The organism is Pseudomonas sp. 86_A, assembly GCF_017491705.1.
GTDB lineage: Bacteria > Pseudomonadota > Gammaproteobacteria > Pseudomonadales > Pseudomonadaceae > Aquipseudomonas > Aquipseudomonas koreensis.
Genome location: NZ_JAFGYS010000002.1, coordinates 252,927 through 269,451, shown reverse-complemented (window position 1 = coordinate 269,451; position 16,525 = coordinate 252,927). Strand labels below are relative to the sequence as shown.

The following is a 16,525-nucleotide window of genomic DNA, read 5'->3' as shown; positions in this document are numbered from 1 at the left end:
AAAAGATCGCAGCCTTCGGCAGCTCCTACAGGGACGCATCGATCCTGTCGGAGCTGTGGCGCAATGAGGCTGCGATCTTTCAGCGATTTTGTGCGGAAGGTGTCACAGGCAAAGGACGTGTCGGCGTGCTGTTCAACCAGTTGGCCAGCAACCGCGTCGACAGCGGAATAAAGAAGTAGACCATCAGCGGCGTCAGGCACGCCGTGCTGATCAAAACCCGCGGCAGCAGGCTCATTTCGGCGAGCAAAGGCCCGAGGACAAAATTGAACAGCAATGACACCGGGAAGAACGCCAGCCAGATCGCTACGGCCTGTTTCCAGCGCGGTGGTCGTTGTCCTGCGGCACCGAACCAGCCTTCGATGCCACTGACCCGATGTTCCTTGGGATGTTCGAACAGGTCGCTGCCACGCGCCAGCCAGGCCGTGCGCGAGGCCGAGTATTCCCAGGCATGCAGGGTCTGCTCGTCGCCGAAGCGGAAAATGATCTGGAATTCGTTATCACCGGGCGGCGGAGCGAGCACGCCAGAGCCGAGATAACCGGGAAAGTCGGTGGCCAGCTGTTCGCCTTCGCGCAACCAGGCAATCATGTCCTGAAAGCGACCTGCAGCAACACGACGTGCGACCATCAATGTGACGGGGGAAGTAGACATTATGTATCTCCGTATTCCGAGAGCGGCACTCCGGGTAGGAGATTCGCCAGACGCAGAGCCGTGGGTAGAGGCCTGCGTTTTTCAACAAGCAAGGATTATTCCTGAATTTGATTACCGTTTCAGCGACTTTCGTCGTAGTTCATGCTTGAGCCGATAGAGGGCATCGGATGTAGAATGGGATCCAATTATTTCCAGCGGACTCACTACACCATGCCTGTCATCACGGACATCAAACCTGCTTCGCAGGCATCTGTCGCACTGGAGCGTGAAGAACTCTTTCCCATTCGTGAGGTGTCTCGGCTCACCGGCGTCAATCCGGTCACGCTGCGCGCATGGGAGCGCCGCTACGGATTGATCGAACCGGTACGCACCGAAAGTGGGCATCGCCTGTACTCGATGACCGATATTGAGCGTGTGCGCAGCATTGTCGAATGGATCGACCGCGGCGTGGCGGTCAGCAAGATCAGTAAGATCCTCGCTCGAACCGAGCCGTTGAAATCGCTGGCGCACATCATTTCCGATGACCTGGTAGCGGCCGATTATCAGCAGTGGCAGGACCAGGTGCAGCGTGCGGTCAGCGCTTTCGACGATGTAGAACTGGACCGCGTCTACTCGCAGATCTTTGCTTCGTACCCGTTGCCGGTGGTGTTTCAGGACATTCTGTTGCCGCTGTGGCGGCGTCAGCTGCAGCATCGCGACGCCTTCGGGCAAACCAGCGAATGGCTGTTTCTCGATGGCTTCCTGCGCACCCGGGTGCTGGGGCGGATCATGGTGTTGCGCAAGCCGCAGCCGCGCAAAATCATCGTCAGCGCCTTGGCCGGCCAGTGCCGTGAGCTGGAGTTGCTGGTGGCTGCGCTATTTCTCAGTGGCAGTGACATCGGTGTGCGCGTGCTGACCACGGGCCAGCCATTCGATGAACTCACCCTGGTCTGCGAAAAGATCAAACCTCAGGCACTGGTGCTGTTTTCCAATCATGCACCGACGCCGGAACTGCCGCGTCGTCTGAATCGACTGGCGCTGAGCCTGGATTGTCAGGTGTTGCTGGCCGGGGATGCAGCGGATCTGGCGCAAGACACGCTGGCCGGTTCGTCAATCGGCTGCCTGGGCAACGAAGGGGCGACGATGCAGCAGCGGCTGACGCAATTTCTCGCGGGCAAACTCGGTACCTGATACTCAGGTGTGCAGGGCAGGGTGGGTCAGGCGGTGCTGTTGCAGGATGAACTGGCGCAGGCGTTCGGTTTCATCGGGATCGGTCTGGCTCAGTTCGTAGGCGTAGAAACCGTGTTCGGTTTCACGCTCGAAATTGCCGCGCAGGGAAATCCGCTCATAACCTGAAGGGCTGAACCACAAGGCGAAATGCTTGGGTGGCTTGGTCTTGTTGCGCATTTCCAGCAGCACGCCTTTGTGCGACACCTCGTGCACCCACATCGTGCCAGGCTGACCCTTGGCATTTTCCAGCGCCACCGGCTCTTCCAGCGTCAGTCGCCAGGGACGAATCATCGGCCCGTCTTCGTAAATGCTCGGCACGCCCAGTCGCAGGTGCAACGCGTGGAATTCGTCTTCCACCAGATGCAACGGAAAGGTCATTTGCTGATTTTCGAAGTTGGCCTGGATCGTCACTTGTTCGTGAGCGGCCAAGCGCGTGAGCAAATCACGGATCTGCGAACCACCATTGACCAACAGGCTCGACGTCGCATCCCGCACATTGAGTTGCGGGTTGTGCTGCATGGTCTGGATGAAATCCAGCTCGTCCTGGGTCAGGAGGGCGTCGCGTTGCATGGTCTGGCTCGAAAAATATAGTTACAAAGTCATTGGTGATTGTAGTTACTGACACTTAGTTCGCATTTTTGTTTTCGCCGTTCGTCGCTTTCAGGGCCGCGAGTTCGGCTTGCAGGGCGGCGACCTCGCTTTCCAGTTGCACCACGCGCTGCTGCGCCTTGACCTGAGCGGTCACGTCCTTTTGCACACCGATGAAGTACGTCAGGCCGTCTTCGGTGTTTGTCACCGTCGACACCGACAGCTCATTCCAGAACGGCGTGCCGTCCTTGCGGTAGTTGCGCATGATTTCCCTGCACGAAGCATTGTTGCGCAGGGCCTCGCGAATTCGCGCCAGACTCGGCTGGTCACGGTCTCCCGCCTGCAGGAAACGGCAGTCCTGATAGAGCACTTCTTCACTGGAGTAGCCGGTCATGCGCTCGAAGGCCGCGTTGACATAAATCAGAATATTGTCCTGTTCGCCTTCTCTCTCGGCTATCACGATGCCATCGTTCGAGGCGTTGATCATCATCTTCAGGAGGCTGGCGTTGATCACGTATGAAACCTTTCAGCACTGTCGGTGGTGGCATTCTAGAAGATCATTGGACGCTGTCTATAGGCCTGCACTGTGCATTGAGAGCCAATCGCAACTTCGCCGTTCGGACTGGTACTATCGCCGCTCTTTTTTCGTTGCAGGATCCGTTTGATGAAAGTCGCCATTCTCTCCGGTTCGGTGTACGGCACCGCCGAAGAAGTCGCTCGCCGTGCTCAGAACCTGTTGAAATCCGCCGGTTTTGAAACCTTCTACAGTCCGCGCGCCAGCTTGGCGGAGCTGCTGTCTTTTGGCCCTGAAGCGCTGCTTGCGGTGACCTCGACCACCGGCATGGGCGAGTTGCCGGATAACCTCACGCCGCTGTATTCGACGATCCGCGATCAATTGCCAGCGGCTTGGCGCGGCTTGCCGGGCGCGGTGATCGGTCTGGGCGATGCCAGTTATGGCGATACGTTCTGCGGTGGCGGCGAGCTGATGCGTGAGTTGTTCGCCGAGCTCGGCGTGCATGAGGTGCAGGAGATGCTGCGTCTGGACGCCAGCGAAAGCGTGACACCGGAAACCGACGCCGAGCCTTGGCTGGCGCAATTGATCGCCACCCTCAAGGGCTGACCGCGCGCTCGCGCAGCAATGCCAGCCAGGCCTGGGCGGCTTTCGACAGGTAGGCGCCCTGCCGCCAGATGAACGCGATGTCCCAGCGCAGATAATCCGGTGCGCGCAAGGTCAGGCGCACCACGCCCGGACGCTCCAGTGCCCGGGCGACCACGCTGGGCAGCAGCACCACGCCTTGCCCAGCGGCCACCAGTGCCACGAGAAAATCCGCCTGGCCGCTGCGCCCGCCTTCCTTGGGGGTGAAGCCCAGTTGCTGGCAGGCTTGCAACAACCGATCGTTGAGCACGAAGCTGCGCTGATAGAGCAGGAACGGTGTCTCGGCCAATTCTTCCAGACCAATCTCGCCGCGTGCCGCCAACGGATGATCCACCGGCAGCAACGCATCGAGTTTCTCATCGCAGAACGGCTGAAAGTCGAACTGCGGGTCTTTCGGCAGCAGGCTGCCGCCCAACTCCAGTTCGCCACTGAGCACCGCTTGCTCGACGTTGCGACTGCCGCCCTCGAGCAACTGAATGCTGATGTTCGGATAGCGCCGCCGGTACTCGGCGAACAATCCGGCGAACAACGCATCACTCCCCAGCAGCGGCAGACCGAGGCGTAATTCGCCGCGCGCCAGTTGGCTCAGATCATCCAGCTCCATGAGCAATTCATTGCGCAGGCGCAACATGCCTTCGGCCCGCTGCAGCACGACGCTGCCCGCGGCAGTCAGGCGCAGTTGCGAACCCAGCCGCTCTAGCAGCGGCGTGCCCAGGCTTTGCTCGAGTTGCGCGACCTGTTTGCTCACCGCCGACTGGCTGATGTGCAGGGTTTTCGCCGCTTGGGTAAAGCCGCCCTGATGCATCACTTCGACAAAACTGCGCAGTTGTTTGAATTCCATGGCCTGATTCCGTTTTGGAATAGCTTTGAGTCTAACAATTCGCTTCGGGGATGGCAGTCGGCTTCGTAAAATAAGCGCCTGTCAGGAGCCAAAACCATGAAACCCACCCTCTTCAAGCATCTTGCCCGTCTGTTGGCCGAATTGGCCGTACTGCTCGGCCTCTACCTGCTCGGCTGCCAACTCGGCGCATGGCTGGCCTGGCCGATTCCCGGTGGAGTGATCGGCATGGCTTTGTTGCTGCTGGCATTCGCCTTCGGCTGGGTCAAACCGGCGGCACTGCAATTGGGCGCGGGACTGTTGATGGCCGAGATGCTGCTGTTCTTCATTCCGGCGTTGATGAGCCTGCTCGATTACGGCGCGCTATTGCGCCATGACGGCTGGCGGATCCTGCTGGTGATCGGCGCCAGCACCCTGATGGTGATGCTGGTGACCGCGTTCACCGTGGAACTGGCCGTGCGGATGAGGCGTTCCCATGAAGCTTGAACTGATGCCGATGTTCTGGCTGGCCTTCACCCTGGTGGCATACCTGTTCAGTCGCTGGATCTATCGACGCACTGGACGTTACTTGTTGTCGCCGCTGATTCTGGTGCCGGCGCTGCTGCTGGCGCTCGCGGTGCCGCTGCACACGGCGTATGCCGAATATGCCAGCAACACCCACTGGCTGATGCTGGTGCTCGGCCCGGTCACGGTCGCCTTCGCCGTGCCGATCTGGCAGCAGCGGCGTCTGCTGATGCAGCATTGGTCGGCGCTGCTGCTTGGGATGCTGGCCGGCAGCAGCGCTTCCATCGCAACCTCGTTCGGATTGGCAAAGGCCTTGGCGCTGGACAGCTCGGTGACGATGTCGCTGGTGCCGCGTTCGATCACCACACCGTTCGCCATGCCGCTGGCGCAGGACCTCGGCGGCGTGCCGGAACTGACCGCGGTGTTCGTGATGTTCACCGGGGTCTTTGGCGCGATGCTTGGCGGGGTATTGCTCAAGTGGTTGCCGCTGCGCAGTGCCTTGGCGCGCGGTGCGTTGTTCGGTGTCGGCGCGCACGGTGCCGGTGTCAGTCGGGCCCATGAAGTGGGCGGTGAAGAGGGTTCGGTGGCGGGGCTGGTGATGGTCCTGACCGGGTTGCTCAATCTGTTCGCTGCGCCTTTATTGGCGTCGCTGCTTTGACATGGATCCAAGCTGTCTGCATTGCTGACCCGCTCAGTCATCAAGCTGGCTGGCAATGCAACTACGTGAGCCCCGGGAGCTGACTAGACTGCTGACACGTGCCAGACAACAAGAACAGAGGTGCATACAGTGAGCGTAGCCCCCGTCCAATCGTCCCTTAATGTCAAAGACCAGGTCAGTGCCGCGGAGTGGCAGACCCGGGTCGATCTCGCCGCCTGTTATCGGCTGGTCGCGCTGCATGGCTGGGACGACCTGATCTTCACCCACATTTCCGCCAAGGTGCCGGGCACCGAAGATTTCCTGATCAATCCGTTCGGCTTGATGTTCCATGAGATCACTGCGTCGAGCCTGGTCAAAGTCGATCAGGCCGGCAACAAGCTCATGGACAGCCCTTACGACATCAATCCCGCCGGTTACACCATCCACAGCGCCGTGCACGAAGTGCGGCACGATGTGGTTTGTGTGCTGCACACTCACACCGCGTCCGGCGTGGCGGTGTCGGCGCAAAAGCAGGGGATTTTGCCGATCAGTCAGCAGTCGTTATTTGTGCTGTCGAGCCTGGCTTATCACGGCTATGAAGGCGTGGCGCTCAATCACGAAGAAAAGGCGCGCTTGCAGGCTGATCTGGGCGAGAACAATTTCCTGATGCTGCACAACCACGGGTTGCTGACCTGCGGCGGCACCATCGCCGACACCTTTCTGATGATGTTCACCTTCCAGCGCGCCTGCGACATTCAGGTCATGGCGCAGACCGGCGGTGCTGAACTGATTGCCATCGAACCGCAGATTCTGGCGGGCGCCAAAGCGATGATCGCCGGCGTCACCAAGAGTGCTCAAGGCATGGGTGGCGCGTTGGCCTGGCCGGCGTTGCTGCGCAAACTCGATAAACAAGACCCCGGATATAAACTCTAATGCCTCTTGCCGAGATTCCACTGTGTGTCTGGCGCAAGCACAGCCGGACGTTTGTCTTTCGCGGCCACTCGATCCGCTACTGGACGGCAGGGCAGGGCGAGCCGCTGCTGCTGATCCACGGCTTCCCGACCGCCAGTTGGGACTGGCATTACCTGTGGCAACCCTTGGCTCAGCGTTATCGGGTGATCGCCTGCGACATGCTCGGTTTCGGTGATTCGGCCAAACCGTTGAATCACAGCTACAGCCTGTTGGAACAGGCTGATTTGCAGCAAGCGCTGTTGGCAGATCTTCAGGTCGAGCAGCCGATCCATGTACTGGCCCACGATTACGGCGACAGCGTTGCCCAGGAACTGCTCGCCCGGCATTACGAACAGCGCATTGAAGTCGCCAGTTGCGTGTTCCTCAACGGCGGGCTGTTCCCGGAAACCCATCGCCCGGTGCTGATGCAGAAACTGCTGCTCAGCCCCTTGGGCTGGATGATTGGCCGAGCATTCAACCGCGACGGTCTGGTGAAAAGTTTTCGGCACATTTTCGGCCCGCAGACTGGCCCCTCTGAAAGCGAGCTGGATGATTTCTGGAGCCTGATCGAGACCCATCGCGGTCCGCGCATCATGCACAAACTGATCGGTTACATCCCCGAACGCCGGGTGCAGCGCGATCGCTGGGTGGCGGCCATGCAGCGCGATGAAGTGCCGCTGCGGGTGATCGACGGCGAAGTCGATCCGATCTCCGGCGCGCACATGGTCGAGCGTTACCGGCAGTTGATTGCTGGCGCGGACACCGTGCTGTTGCCGGGCATCGGCCACTATCCGCAGATCGAAGCACCGGTGCAGGTGCTCAAGCATTACCTGGCATTTCGGGATCGCCTGGCGCTGCCGCCGCGCAAAGTGGCGTGCTCCTGAGGGTTTGAGTTTTATCGAATCATTTGTGGCGAGGGAGCAAGCTCCCTCGCCACGCTAAAAAGTGGCTTTCATCATCCCCCAGCCTTATCGCCCACCATTCAGCCCCAACCGTGTTCGTTGTGACCGAAAGCCCCGTGCCTGACACTCGGGTCACTGTCCCTCGGCCTGCTGGAGTTGTCCCGATGAATGAGTCCGTACGTTTCGAAGATAAAGTCGTGATCATCACCGGAGCCGGTGGTGGCCTGGGCCGGGCGCACGCGTTGCTGTTCGCCCGGCACGGCGCCAGAGTGCTGGTCAACGACCTCGGCGGTTCGACCCAGGGCGAGGGCGCCAATGCCTCCGCCGCTGATCGCGTGGTGGCAGAAATTCGCGAGGCCGGCGGGATCGCCGAGGCCAACCACGACTCGGTCACCGACGGCGACAAACTGGTGCAGAACGCACTGGATGCGTTCGGCCGGGTCGACGTGGTGGTGAACAACGCCGGGATTCTGCGCGACAAGACCTTCCACAAGATGGATGACGCCGACTGGGATCTGGTCTATCGCGTCCACGTCGAAGGCGCCTACAAAGTCACCCGCGCCGCGTGGCCGCACCTGCGCGAGCAAAACTACGGCCGGGTGATCTTCACCGCCTCGACCTCGGGCATCTACGGCAACTTCGGCCAGTCCAACTACGGCATGGCCAAACTCGGCCTCTACGGTTTGACCCGCACCCTCGCCATTGAGGGGCGCAAGAACAACATTCTGGTCAACGCCATCGCCCCCACTGGCGGTACGCGCATGACCGAAGGACTGATCCCGCCGCAGGTGTTCGAACAGCTCAAGCCAGAACTGGTCAGCCCGTTGGTGGTGTACCTGGCCAGCGCACAGTGCGAGGAAACCTCTGGTTTGTTCGAGGTCGGCGGCGGCTGGATGGGCAAGGTGCGTTGGGAACGCAGCCTCGGCGCCGGCTTCGATCCGCGCAGCGGCTTTTCTCCGGAAGATGTCGCCGCACACTGGCAGCAAATCTGCGACTTCGAGGGCGCGGCGCATCCGAAGGACAATCTTGAGGCGTTGAAGGAGATGATGGGGAATTTGCAGAAGTATTCGTTATAAGACCTGATGGCCACCCGACGCCCAGATAACAGTCGGGTGGCTTTTTGATGATTACTCGTAGCGTTTTTCTTTCATGAATGGCGGTGACGTCCAATTTGGGCCTTTAACGGTTTTCCCGTTTTCGTCGCTGGACAATATCCCGTCTTTGAATAATGAAGTGTAAGTGTCTATCAGAACACCCTCCGATATTACTTCGTGGCGATATTGTCCATACATACTGTCAATGCGCATGGCTGGCCATATCAGAGCGAAGAGGGATAAAACATCGGCAACAGGTTCATTTTTGATGATCTTTTCGACAGTATTCATTGGCCGAAGCTCCTCATGTCTTGTTCGTACTCTCTCTGGTCTTGCGCATTCATTGCATTAATCGCTTCCTCGGTATAGAGAAGTGTCAGTTCATTACCGAGTTTGTAGTCTTCAAGTGTTGCCGTGTGAGCGTTGTTCCAAATGGGGATATCTTCGGGAGGTGATATGTTATCGCTGTAGCCGAATGCCCGATAACGTTCCAGCTCTCGTATTTCATGAGTGTAGTAGCGCAAATCGGTATCGGTAACTTCCGTGTACCCACCCAGTATTTGTTCCAAACGTTGAATCATGATGTCGTTTGCGTCCGATTGGTTTAAACGGACGGTATGCATCTTTACCGCATCGATACCCGCGCGGTTGATGACGGCCTTACGCCAGTCCAGATCAAGTATCGGTCCACCCGCCTGTTCCGGATTGAACAGGCGACCACTGTATTTGCCTCGGACAGTGGCCCCCTCATATGGACTGCTGAACACCACATACAGTGGTGCAATCCCCGAATCATCCGGGAAGACGATGATGAAACGTTCCCAGCCGTCCACCACGTTGGGGTGCAGGTCCAGGCGCCCCTCGATCGGTATGATCGATGCCCCGGTTAGAGGTGCGGTTCGGGTTTCGGTGGTCGGCAGGACAGTGGAGCTGTCACCCGGTGTGACTATCGGGGTCCAGGTCAGGAAGTCACCCGGCGATCCCGGCATGGCGATTTGGTAAAGGCCGGTTTGCTCGTTGTAGTCGGCGTTCACCACAGGAACGTCCGTTCGAAGATCGAAGCCATCTGTGGTGATGGCGAAGGCTTCTATGCCGCTGCTGATGGATCTGAAGCCCAGGCCCAACGGGAGATCCCCGGAGCCCTGACGGTCGGCGATTTCATTCAGGGAGGAGTGGTGTGCCGTTGTCAGTTCCGCCAGCGGCACGCTCATCACCCAGCGTTCGCCATTGCCCAGTCGTGACGGCATCAGCAGTGCGGCGAAACCGACCAGCGCTGACCCTAGCGCCGCAGTGCCGGCTGCCGTGACGACTTGCACCGCTGAGCGCAGCGCGCTGTGTATCGCCAGGACTTTGTCAGGTGAGAGCGCAATGACTGTGGAGGCCGCAGCGAAGGTCGGGACCGATGCTGCTGTGCCTGACGCGGGGAAAACACTATGGATCTCGGGCGTTGCCGGTCGCTCGTATTCCTGTCCTTCGGCTTGCGCTCGGAGAAGTTCGGCCTGACGCTCGGCTTCGGCCAGGCTTGCAAGGCGTTTCTGCTCTTCAGCCACTTGCCGGGCGGCTATCTCGGCAGCGATTCGTGCCTGTTCGGCGGCTTGTCGCTGCGCTTGCGCCAGTGCTGCCAGTCGCGCGTTTTCACGCGCCTGCAGCTGGGCGAGCGCTTCTGCCTGCGCTTTGGCTTGTGCCTGAATTTGCGCGTGTTCGGCGGCGATACGTTCGGCCGCCAAACGCGACTGTTCGGCAGCTTGCAGCACCGCCAGGATATTTTGCAGATCGGCCGTGCGCTGTTGGAGCGACTGCAGAAACCGGGCAGCCAACCGGGCATCGTTGGCGGCATGCAGCGATCTTTGCAGTGCTTGCATGGCGATGCCATTGGGACCCGGCCATTTTTCCATGGTCGTGGCCTTGGTCATGAACGCGTTGACATGCCGATTGAATGGATCGCCGCCATAAAACTCATTGGCTGCCAGCGTCTTGCTGTGAAACTCGTTCGCCTTGCGTTGGCTCAGTGTGTGCAGCACGCCAAGTTCCCGGACAACGGACTGCAGGGGTGGAAGTGGATGAGTGGCGCCTTCGGATCGGACGGTTGCAAGGTCGGCTTCGATGGCCTGGGGTAGTTGGCCGAGTCTGTTTTGAAAGTCCTGATCCAGCGCTTGAGTCGTTGTGCGGATTGTTTGCAGATTCTGGTTGTAGGCACTTACGCCGTGACCAAATGGACCCGCGCGATTGTCATTCGAAGTACGCGGGCCTGGCCGCATATGGTCAGGAGCAACGCCTTTTATTTCGAGCGGCGTGTCGATCTGCAGAAAACCTGGCCTGTTGGGTGGCCTCGGTGGGTTTTGCATATTCATATCCTTTTGAATGTGCGTGATGGCGTTATCGGCTTATGGAAAAAGTCATTGCTGTCGGCAATACGATCCTTCACCAGGCAATGCATGAGTCGTTTCAGGCTACAACAAAGCCTGAGTTCACAAGTCTGAGAACCCCGTAAGGCAATGCTTCTTGTGTTGAATGAACTTTCGAACGGTTTTTGATGCGCAGGGTTGCGTACTGCTATGCAACGAGAAATTTCCGATGGTTTTATCGGAGCTTTCCTGTGGGAAGGGACGTCTGCTTTTTCATCAGGCAAAAAAAGGCCGCTGCAAACGCTGCGGCCAAGGTAAGACGTTGGATCAAGGAGCTACAAATCAACGTCAGTGAACACCGGGGCGATCAATCGACAATTCGACTCATCTGAAATCGGTCAGCCATGGCGCGAATTGCTCAGTGGCCAAGGCTTCGTGCTGTGCGGCGTGTGCCGCGAAAGCCCGTGCAGAATAAGCACTTGAGCCCAAAGGAAAAATAGCGATTTCGGACATGCACTGTTACGGGGCATGCAACAGTCCGACGTCTCGATTACGTCAGCCTGCTCTGCGCGGGCGAATGTCTATGCTGCCGGTACCTTGTGCAGCAGGGCTGCGATTGACTGCGCCCACCGGTCAAGCGTGAACAGCAGTCGGGGGCTCACGATCTTCTAATCAATATATTGCCGACTTCCTACTGATAACTTTGCATGATGTGAAACTGTCGATCCGGTGCGGATGTGAAGTTATAGTTACGAATAAGCCAGGCAGGGCATTGGCAAGAAAAGTTAGTTAAATGGCTGTTGAGGTGGGCGATTTTTTGTTTCAGTGTGATTGCAGCGTCATATGCCGTTAAGTTTGTGGTTTTTTAGTATTGGTTATGATGTTTGATGCTTGTTTGTTCCGAATTAGATTGGTTGTCCAGTTCTTGAATTGGCTAATCAACTTTAATAGGGGTAATTAATGAACGTCATGAATGTAAACATTCCTGCTCAATGCACTTCGCCGACATGGCTGAACGATATCGGTGCCGGCGAAAAGCTTCAGTATTGCGAGCTGGAGCGGGAGTGGCTCGACAGTCAAGCGGAGTTGGACCGGCAACTGCAAGGCGCCAGCAGTTCGCGTGCTTACGCGCACTCACTGATGAGCCGTGCGCTGCAATTCGAGTTCGGCTATGCGCTGGATCCCGATTTGATCACCACTCACGAGCGCTATGTTTTCCAGGCGGCGGACCGCACGTACATTCAGGAGGACCGGCGTTCACTGGTGGATCTTTTACTGCATGGCCTGCATGAGTCGGGCAGGCGTGGGACCCTGACTTTTTCCGGGGACGGGCTGCCAACCGGTCTGAACCAGCAATGGCTGGAAGAGCACTTTACCTTCAGTTTTCGAGCGGCGTTCGCGACGGACTTGCGTAAAGCCTATGAACGCAAGGGCGTATTGGCGGCCATGAATGACCTCATACGTCGTCAACTGTTACTGAGCGGTTTTGCCGCCAAGTGTCAGGGGCATCTGGACGACCACAACTGGCAGCGGATTCAACGTGCCGTTGCCGGCGACCCGGCGCTGATCATTGCGCCGTTACTGCTGCAGGCTGACGCTCGCGCGCTCAAGGATCTGGTTGCCGTCGGCAATAGTGGTGAAAGCCAAGAGAGCTGGTTGCTGTATGCCCCGGGTTCGCCCGACGGTCGGGACTGGTACGAGAAGCCCTCCTTCAGGGTTCTGAGTCTTGAGATCGGGGCATGGACGGCCACGGCACGTGGGCGTGACTATCTGGCCTGGCAAAGCCATGCGCTGGATCGCGAGCGTATCACTGCTTACCTCAAGCAAGCGTCTCAGCGTGCCAACGCCTGGGTCGGCGTGGCATTGGCGCCGACACCCTATCAGGGTGACGAAGTCCTCCTCCCCTTGGTCAACAACGAGCGGGCGTGGCGCGTGTCGGAGGAAGAAAGTCAGACGCCTTACGGCTACCGCACCGCTGATGAAGAGCTGCGTCAGCAGTTCACCCGGATCAATGACGAGCTCAAGGCGCTGCAGACCGTGCAGGTGCGGCAAGGCGGATTCGCGTCCTATGAAAAATTCTGCCGTGACCTGATCAAGTCGCGCGTCGAAGAAGTCTTGCAGCAACGAGGCCATAAGGTTGACATCAACCCTGAGCTGATCGAAGTGCAGATCGACGAACGACAGAGGATGACCCTGCATGAGTTGATCGTTGGTGAAGTTGCTTTTTACGCCGATCAAACGGGGCAACCGCTGTACCCGCGCTTCGTGCTGCTCGAAGGGCACCCGCCGGTTACCGGCCTGGACATTCGTGATATCGCCAGTTGGTCCAGAACATTGCGGCCGGGAGAACAGTACATCGATCGGTTACGTTCGGTTGACCTCAACGCCTCCCATCCCGAAGGCCTGTTCAAGCGAGGTCTGGCTTTGGCCATTCTGCAACGGCGGATGCGGGTGGCAATCATGCAGGCGAAGTTCAATGGCCAACTTCCCCAGGCGGACTTTGCTGCGCTGTTGGGTGTAGTCGACCTTTACGCGGAAAATGATCGAAACCAAATCAACAAGAATGCCGATGCCTTCGGCAACGTGACGCACAGTGTTCTGCACCAGTTGTTTCTACTGTTACGGCCGGTGGAGGGTGTCTATGTGTTCCGGCTGAGGCTGGAAGGGCGCGTCGCTGAATACCTGTTCACGCCAGACGCTCCGGATGGACGCGAGCTGCGCCCGTTCAGCGAGTTCGTCAGTGCGGTCAAGACGCGAGGTCTGGGCGACTATCTTTATGATCGGCTCCATGTAAAACACCAGCCGCAGGTGGGCACCTATCTGCGTGATCTTGAAGAGTTGTCGCGCGTCACGAACCCTCCAACGCTGAACGGCAGGATTCACGTCACCGATTTCAATGACTGTTACAAAAACCTTTTGAACAAGGTGATTTCCGATGTGGATGAAAAGACCCGAAGCTTGCGGGAAATCGTCAATGGCCTGTTCTTCGACGCGGCCGTGGCGGCGGCGGGCGCCATCAGTATCGTATTCGCGCCTGTCGGAATTGCGCTGAGCGCCGTGTTGTTCACCAAAGCGATGGTGCAAGGTTTTGAAGCGCATGGACTCGGTGATCGGGCCAAGGCTTTGAGTCATCTCAAGGACGCGCTGATCGAGCTGGCATCGCTGGGCAAGGCCGGGTTTGCCAAGTCATCGGTCACTAAGACACAGAAAACCCTGATCGATCTGCTGGGTGATACGTACACCATCGAAAAGCTGGTCGCCGAGGCGTCTGGTCAGCCTCGACTGCATAAGCGGGTGCTGGAAGTGATTCAGGAGATCCTTGACGATCCGCAAGGCACCTCCAGTAAAACCACCCTGGTCTGATTGCGACCCATGGTCGGCGGCCCTTCAGGGAAGGCGGTCGTCGGCCTGATAACCCATGCGCCAACTTACGGCCTGCGCGGCTGCCAGCAATCGCTGCGCCGCCGGGCCGTTCTCGTCGGCGTGGAACAGCGAGGTCGGTCCGACAATGGTCAACACGGCGGCGATCTGCCCGACCGCGTTGAACACCGGCGCCGACAACGCGTCCACGCCCGGCATCAACAACCCGTGCACATGATGCAGGCCGCGCTCGCGGATCTGTTCGCACAAACCTGTGTAGGCCTTTTGCTCGGCCAGTGGATGTCCGGCGACGGCGATTTCCTGCTCACGCAATTCATCGGTTTCGCGATGCGGCAAGTAGGCGCTGAACACCAGGCCTGTCGAGGAGCTGAGCAGCGGCAATACCGACCCCAACTGAGTCACCACGGTCACAGCGCGCACCGCCGGCTCGATGTGCACCACCGTCGCGCCCTGATTGCCCCACACCGCCAGGAAGCAGGTTTCGTTCAACTCGTCGCGCAACTCGGACAGGGGCAGGGCGGCGACTTTCAGCACGTCCATACTGTTGAGGGCGGCCAGGCCCACGCGCAACGCTTCGCGACCGAGGCCGTAGTGGTTGGTGGCGGCATTCTGTTCGGCAAAGCCGCTGGCAATCAGTGCCTGAAGATAACGGTGCACCTTGCTCGCTGGCATCTGCACATGCTCTGACAGACGCGACAGCGAGGTGGAGGGCGACAACTCGGCCAACGCCTTGAGGATGTCGGTGCCGACTTCGGCGGAGCGGACTTTCTGTTTGCCGTTGCTGTCGCTGGTTTTTTCCATGGTGCGGCCGGGATCCGAAAACGAATGGGCGTCTTTATAGCTTGACGCTGGATAGCGAGCAAATTACGTTATGCGTAATCGAATTACGATAATAACAACCCCGGCGTGCCGAAACCTCTGAGCCAGAGCGATGGGCCACTGCCGACTCCCTGTTCAGGAGGCTCCATGAACCTCGATTCAAACGCGTCGGAGCTGGCGTACCAGTCCGGTTTCGGCAACGAATTCAGCAGTGAAGCGTTGCCCGGCGCCCTGCCCATCGGCCAGAACTCCCCGCAAAAAGCCCCGTACGGTCTCTACACCGAATTGCTCTCCGGCACAGCGTTCACCATGACCCGCAGTGAAGCGCGGCGCACCTGGCTGTACCGGATTCAGCCGTCGGCCAATCACCCGGCCTTCGTCAAACTGGAGCGGCAACTGGCCGGCGGCCCATTGGGTGAAGTGACCCCCAATCGCCTGCGCTGGAACCCGCTGCAGATCCCCGCCGAACCGACCGACTTCATCGACGGCCTGGTCGGCATGGTCGCCAACTCGGCGGCGGAAAAACCGGCCGGCATCAGCATCTACAACTATTGCGCCAACCGCTCGATGGAGCGGGTGTTCTACAACGCCGACGGCGAACTGCTGCTGGTGCCGCAACTGGGGCGGCTGCGCATTGCCACTGAACTCGGTGTGCTCGACGTCGCGCCGCTGGAAATCGCCGTGCTGCCGCGCGGTCTGAAATTCCGCGTTGAACTGCTCGATCCGCAGGCGCGCGGTTACGTTGCCGAGAACCACGGTGCGCCACTGCGCCTGCCGGATCTGGGGCCGATCGGCAGTAACGGTCTGGCCAATCCGCGGGACTTCCTCGCCCCGGTCGCCGCCTACGAAAACCTGCGGCAGCCGACCACGCTGGTGCAGAAATTCCTCGGCCAGTTGTGGGGCACCGAGCTCGATCATTCGCCGCTGAACGTGGTCGCCTGGCACGGCAACAACGTGCCGTACAAATACGATCTGCGCCGCTTCAACACCATCGGCACGGTGAGTTTCGATCATCCCGATCCGTCGATCTTCACCGTGCTGACTTCGCCGACCAGCGTGCACGGTCTGGCCAACCTCGACTTCGTGATCTTCCCGCCACGCTGGATGGTCGCCGAGAACACCTTCCGTCCGCCATGGTTCCACCGCAACCTGATGAACGAGTTCATGGGCCTGATCCAGGGCGAATACGACGCCAAGGCTGAAGGTTTCGTGCCCGGCGGCGCCTCGCTGCACAGCTGCATGAGCGCCCACGGCCCCGACGGCGAAACCTGCACCAAAGCGATCAACGCCGAGCTCAAGCCGGCGAAGATCGACAACACCATGGCCTTCATGTTCGAGACCAGTCAGGTGCTGCGCCCAAGTCGCTTCGCCCTCGACTGCCCGCAACTGCAATCCACTTACGACGCCTGCTGGGCTACGCTGCCCGCCACGTTCGACCCGACCCGGAGATAA

The 16,525-nt window shown here is 59.1% G+C and carries 16 protein-coding genes; 9 read left to right on the top strand and 7 right to left on the bottom strand.

Features of this window, described 5'->3' with window-relative positions; genetic code table 11:
* Nucleotides 1-79: 79 nt before the first annotated feature.
* Complete coding sequence (locus J5M57_RS04580; protein WP_064586012.1) at nucleotides 80-649, bottom strand: hypothetical protein; 570 nt, start codon at nucleotides 647-649, stop codon at nucleotides 80-82.
* 210 nt (nucleotides 650-859) lie between these two features.
* On the opposite strand from J5M57_RS04580, the gene J5M57_RS04575 reads away from it, so the two are divergent.
* The gene (locus tag J5M57_RS04575; protein ID WP_169843119.1) at nucleotides 860-1,819 is read left to right on the top strand and encodes a MerR family transcriptional regulator; all 960 of its coding nucleotides are present in this window, start codon (nucleotides 860-862) and stop codon (nucleotides 1,817-1,819) included.
* Nucleotides 1,820-1,822: 3 nt separating this feature from the next.
* Here J5M57_RS04575 and J5M57_RS04570 read toward each other — a convergent pair whose 3' ends face one another.
* Both J5M57_RS04570 and J5M57_RS04565 read right to left on the bottom strand, forming a co-directional pair.
* Nucleotides 1,823-2,428 (bottom strand): hypothetical protein, encoded by a 606-nt coding sequence (locus J5M57_RS04570; RefSeq protein WP_064586014.1) that lies wholly within the window; start codon nucleotides 2,426-2,428, stop codon nucleotides 1,823-1,825.
* A 55-nt stretch (nucleotides 2,429-2,483) separates the two neighbouring features.
* A complete protein-coding gene (locus J5M57_RS04565) occupies nucleotides 2,484-2,960 on the bottom strand; it encodes a PAS domain-containing protein (protein ID WP_169843120.1) in 477 nt (158 codons plus the stop codon).
* A gap of 150 nt (nucleotides 2,961-3,110) precedes the next feature.
* Between J5M57_RS04565 and J5M57_RS04560 the strand changes: the two genes are divergently transcribed.
* Nucleotides 3,111-3,566: a flavodoxin gene (locus J5M57_RS04560; RefSeq protein ID WP_207847722.1), complete on the top strand. Its 456-nt coding sequence runs from the start codon at nucleotides 3,111-3,113 to the stop codon at nucleotides 3,564-3,566.
* Here the strand turns inward: J5M57_RS04560 and J5M57_RS04555 are convergent.
* Nucleotides 3,556-4,443: a LysR family transcriptional regulator gene (locus J5M57_RS04555; RefSeq protein WP_083366987.1), complete on the bottom strand. Its 888-nt coding sequence runs from the start codon at nucleotides 4,441-4,443 to the stop codon at nucleotides 3,556-3,558. The two genes, J5M57_RS04560 and J5M57_RS04555, sit on opposite strands and share 11 nt — an antisense overlap.
* 96 nt (nucleotides 4,444-4,539) lie before the next feature.
* Here J5M57_RS04555 and J5M57_RS04550 point away from each other — a divergent pair, with 96 nt between their 5' ends.
* From J5M57_RS04550 to J5M57_RS04530, 5 genes are all read left to right on the top strand, one after another.
* Nucleotides 4,540-4,926, top strand: a complete 387-nt coding sequence (locus tag J5M57_RS04550; RefSeq protein ID WP_083366986.1) for a CidA/LrgA family protein — start codon at nucleotides 4,540-4,542, stop codon at nucleotides 4,924-4,926.
* Nucleotides 4,916-5,602, top strand: coding sequence for an LrgB family protein (locus J5M57_RS04545; protein ID WP_064586019.1), 687 nt, complete (start codon nucleotides 4,916-4,918; stop codon nucleotides 5,600-5,602). Before J5M57_RS04550 ends, J5M57_RS04545 begins: the two co-directional genes overlap by 11 nt.
* A gap of 129 nt (nucleotides 5,603-5,731) precedes the next feature.
* Nucleotides 5,732-6,514 (top strand): class II aldolase/adducin family protein, encoded by a 783-nt coding sequence (locus tag J5M57_RS04540; protein ID WP_064586020.1) that lies wholly within the window; start codon nucleotides 5,732-5,734, stop codon nucleotides 6,512-6,514.
* A complete protein-coding gene (locus tag J5M57_RS04535; RefSeq protein WP_207847720.1) occupies nucleotides 6,514-7,416 on the top strand; it encodes an alpha/beta hydrolase in 903 nt (300 codons plus the stop codon). Before J5M57_RS04540 ends, J5M57_RS04535 begins: the two co-directional genes overlap by 1 nt.
* 182 nt (nucleotides 7,417-7,598) lie before the next feature.
* Entirely contained in the window at nucleotides 7,599-8,510 is a 912-nt protein-coding gene (locus J5M57_RS04530) for an SDR family oxidoreductase (RefSeq protein ID WP_207847718.1), read from the top strand.
* Between the two features lie 51 nt (nucleotides 8,511-8,561).
* Here J5M57_RS04530 and J5M57_RS04525 read toward each other — a convergent pair whose 3' ends face one another.
* Both J5M57_RS04525 and J5M57_RS04520 read right to left on the bottom strand, forming a co-directional pair.
* A complete protein-coding gene (locus J5M57_RS04525; protein WP_207847716.1) occupies nucleotides 8,562-8,819 on the bottom strand; it encodes an immunity protein in 258 nt (85 codons plus the stop codon).
* Complete coding sequence (locus tag J5M57_RS04520; RefSeq protein WP_207847714.1) at nucleotides 8,816-10,873, bottom strand: S-type pyocin domain-containing protein; 2,058 nt, start codon at nucleotides 10,871-10,873, stop codon at nucleotides 8,816-8,818. The genes J5M57_RS04525 and J5M57_RS04520 overlap by 4 nt, the downstream gene beginning before the upstream one ends.
* Nucleotides 10,874-11,833: 960 nt before the next feature.
* On the opposite strand from J5M57_RS04520, the gene J5M57_RS04515 reads away from it, so the two are divergent.
* Nucleotides 11,834-14,236 (top strand): DUF6543 domain-containing protein, encoded by a 2,403-nt coding sequence (locus J5M57_RS04515; protein ID WP_207847712.1) that lies wholly within the window; start codon nucleotides 11,834-11,836, stop codon nucleotides 14,234-14,236.
* Between the two features lie 24 nt (nucleotides 14,237-14,260).
* Here the strand turns inward: J5M57_RS04515 and J5M57_RS04510 are convergent, their stop codons facing one another.
* Entirely contained in the window at nucleotides 14,261-15,055 is a 795-nt protein-coding gene (locus J5M57_RS04510) for an IclR family transcriptional regulator (protein WP_207847710.1), read from the bottom strand.
* A 165-nt stretch (nucleotides 15,056-15,220) separates the two neighbouring features.
* Here J5M57_RS04510 and hmgA point away from each other — a divergent pair, with 165 nt between their 5' ends.
* On the top strand, nucleotides 15,221-16,525 hold the full coding sequence (gene hmgA / locus J5M57_RS04505) for a homogentisate 1,2-dioxygenase (protein WP_169843131.1): 1,305 nt from the start codon (nucleotides 15,221-15,223) through the stop codon (nucleotides 16,523-16,525).

Excerpts from the sequence above, each read along its gene's own strand:
- J5M57_RS04520 (WP_207847714.1), bottom strand. The coding sequence starts at position 10,873 with ATGCAAAACCCACCGAGGCCACCCAACAGGCCAGGTTTTCTGCAGATC.
- J5M57_RS04525 (WP_207847716.1), bottom strand. The coding sequence starts at position 8,819 with ATGAATACTGTCGAAAAGATCATCAAAAATGAACCTGTTGCCGATGTT.
- hmgA (WP_169843131.1), top strand. The coding sequence starts at position 15,221 with ATGAACCTCGATTCAAACGCGTCGGAGCTGGCGTACCAGTCCGGTTTC.
- J5M57_RS04550 (WP_083366986.1), top strand. The coding sequence starts at position 4,540 with ATGAAACCCACCCTCTTCAAGCATCTTGCCCGTCTGTTGGCCGAATTG.
- J5M57_RS04535 (WP_207847720.1), top strand. The coding sequence starts at position 6,514 with ATGCCTCTTGCCGAGATTCCACTGTGTGTCTGGCGCAAGCACAGCCGG.
- J5M57_RS04580 (WP_064586012.1), bottom strand. The coding sequence starts at position 649 with ATGTCTACTTCCCCCGTCACATTGATGGTCGCACGTCGTGTTGCTGCA.
- J5M57_RS04530 (WP_207847718.1), top strand. The coding sequence starts at position 7,599 with ATGAATGAGTCCGTACGTTTCGAAGATAAAGTCGTGATCATCACCGGA.
- J5M57_RS04545 (WP_064586019.1), top strand. The coding sequence starts at position 4,916 with ATGAAGCTTGAACTGATGCCGATGTTCTGGCTGGCCTTCACCCTGGTG.
- J5M57_RS04510 (WP_207847710.1), bottom strand. The coding sequence starts at position 15,055 with ATGGAAAAAACCAGCGACAGCAACGGCAAACAGAAAGTCCGCTCCGCC.
- J5M57_RS04560 (WP_207847722.1), top strand. The coding sequence starts at position 3,111 with ATGAAAGTCGCCATTCTCTCCGGTTCGGTGTACGGCACCGCCGAAGAA.
- J5M57_RS04555 (WP_083366987.1), bottom strand. The coding sequence starts at position 4,443 with ATGGAATTCAAACAACTGCGCAGTTTTGTCGAAGTGATGCATCAGGGC.
- J5M57_RS04570 (WP_064586014.1), bottom strand. The coding sequence starts at position 2,428 with ATGCAACGCGACGCCCTCCTGACCCAGGACGAGCTGGATTTCATCCAG.
- J5M57_RS04515 (WP_207847712.1), top strand. The coding sequence starts at position 11,834 with ATGAACGTCATGAATGTAAACATTCCTGCTCAATGCACTTCGCCGACA.
- J5M57_RS04575 (WP_169843119.1), top strand. The coding sequence starts at position 860 with ATGCCTGTCATCACGGACATCAAACCTGCTTCGCAGGCATCTGTCGCA.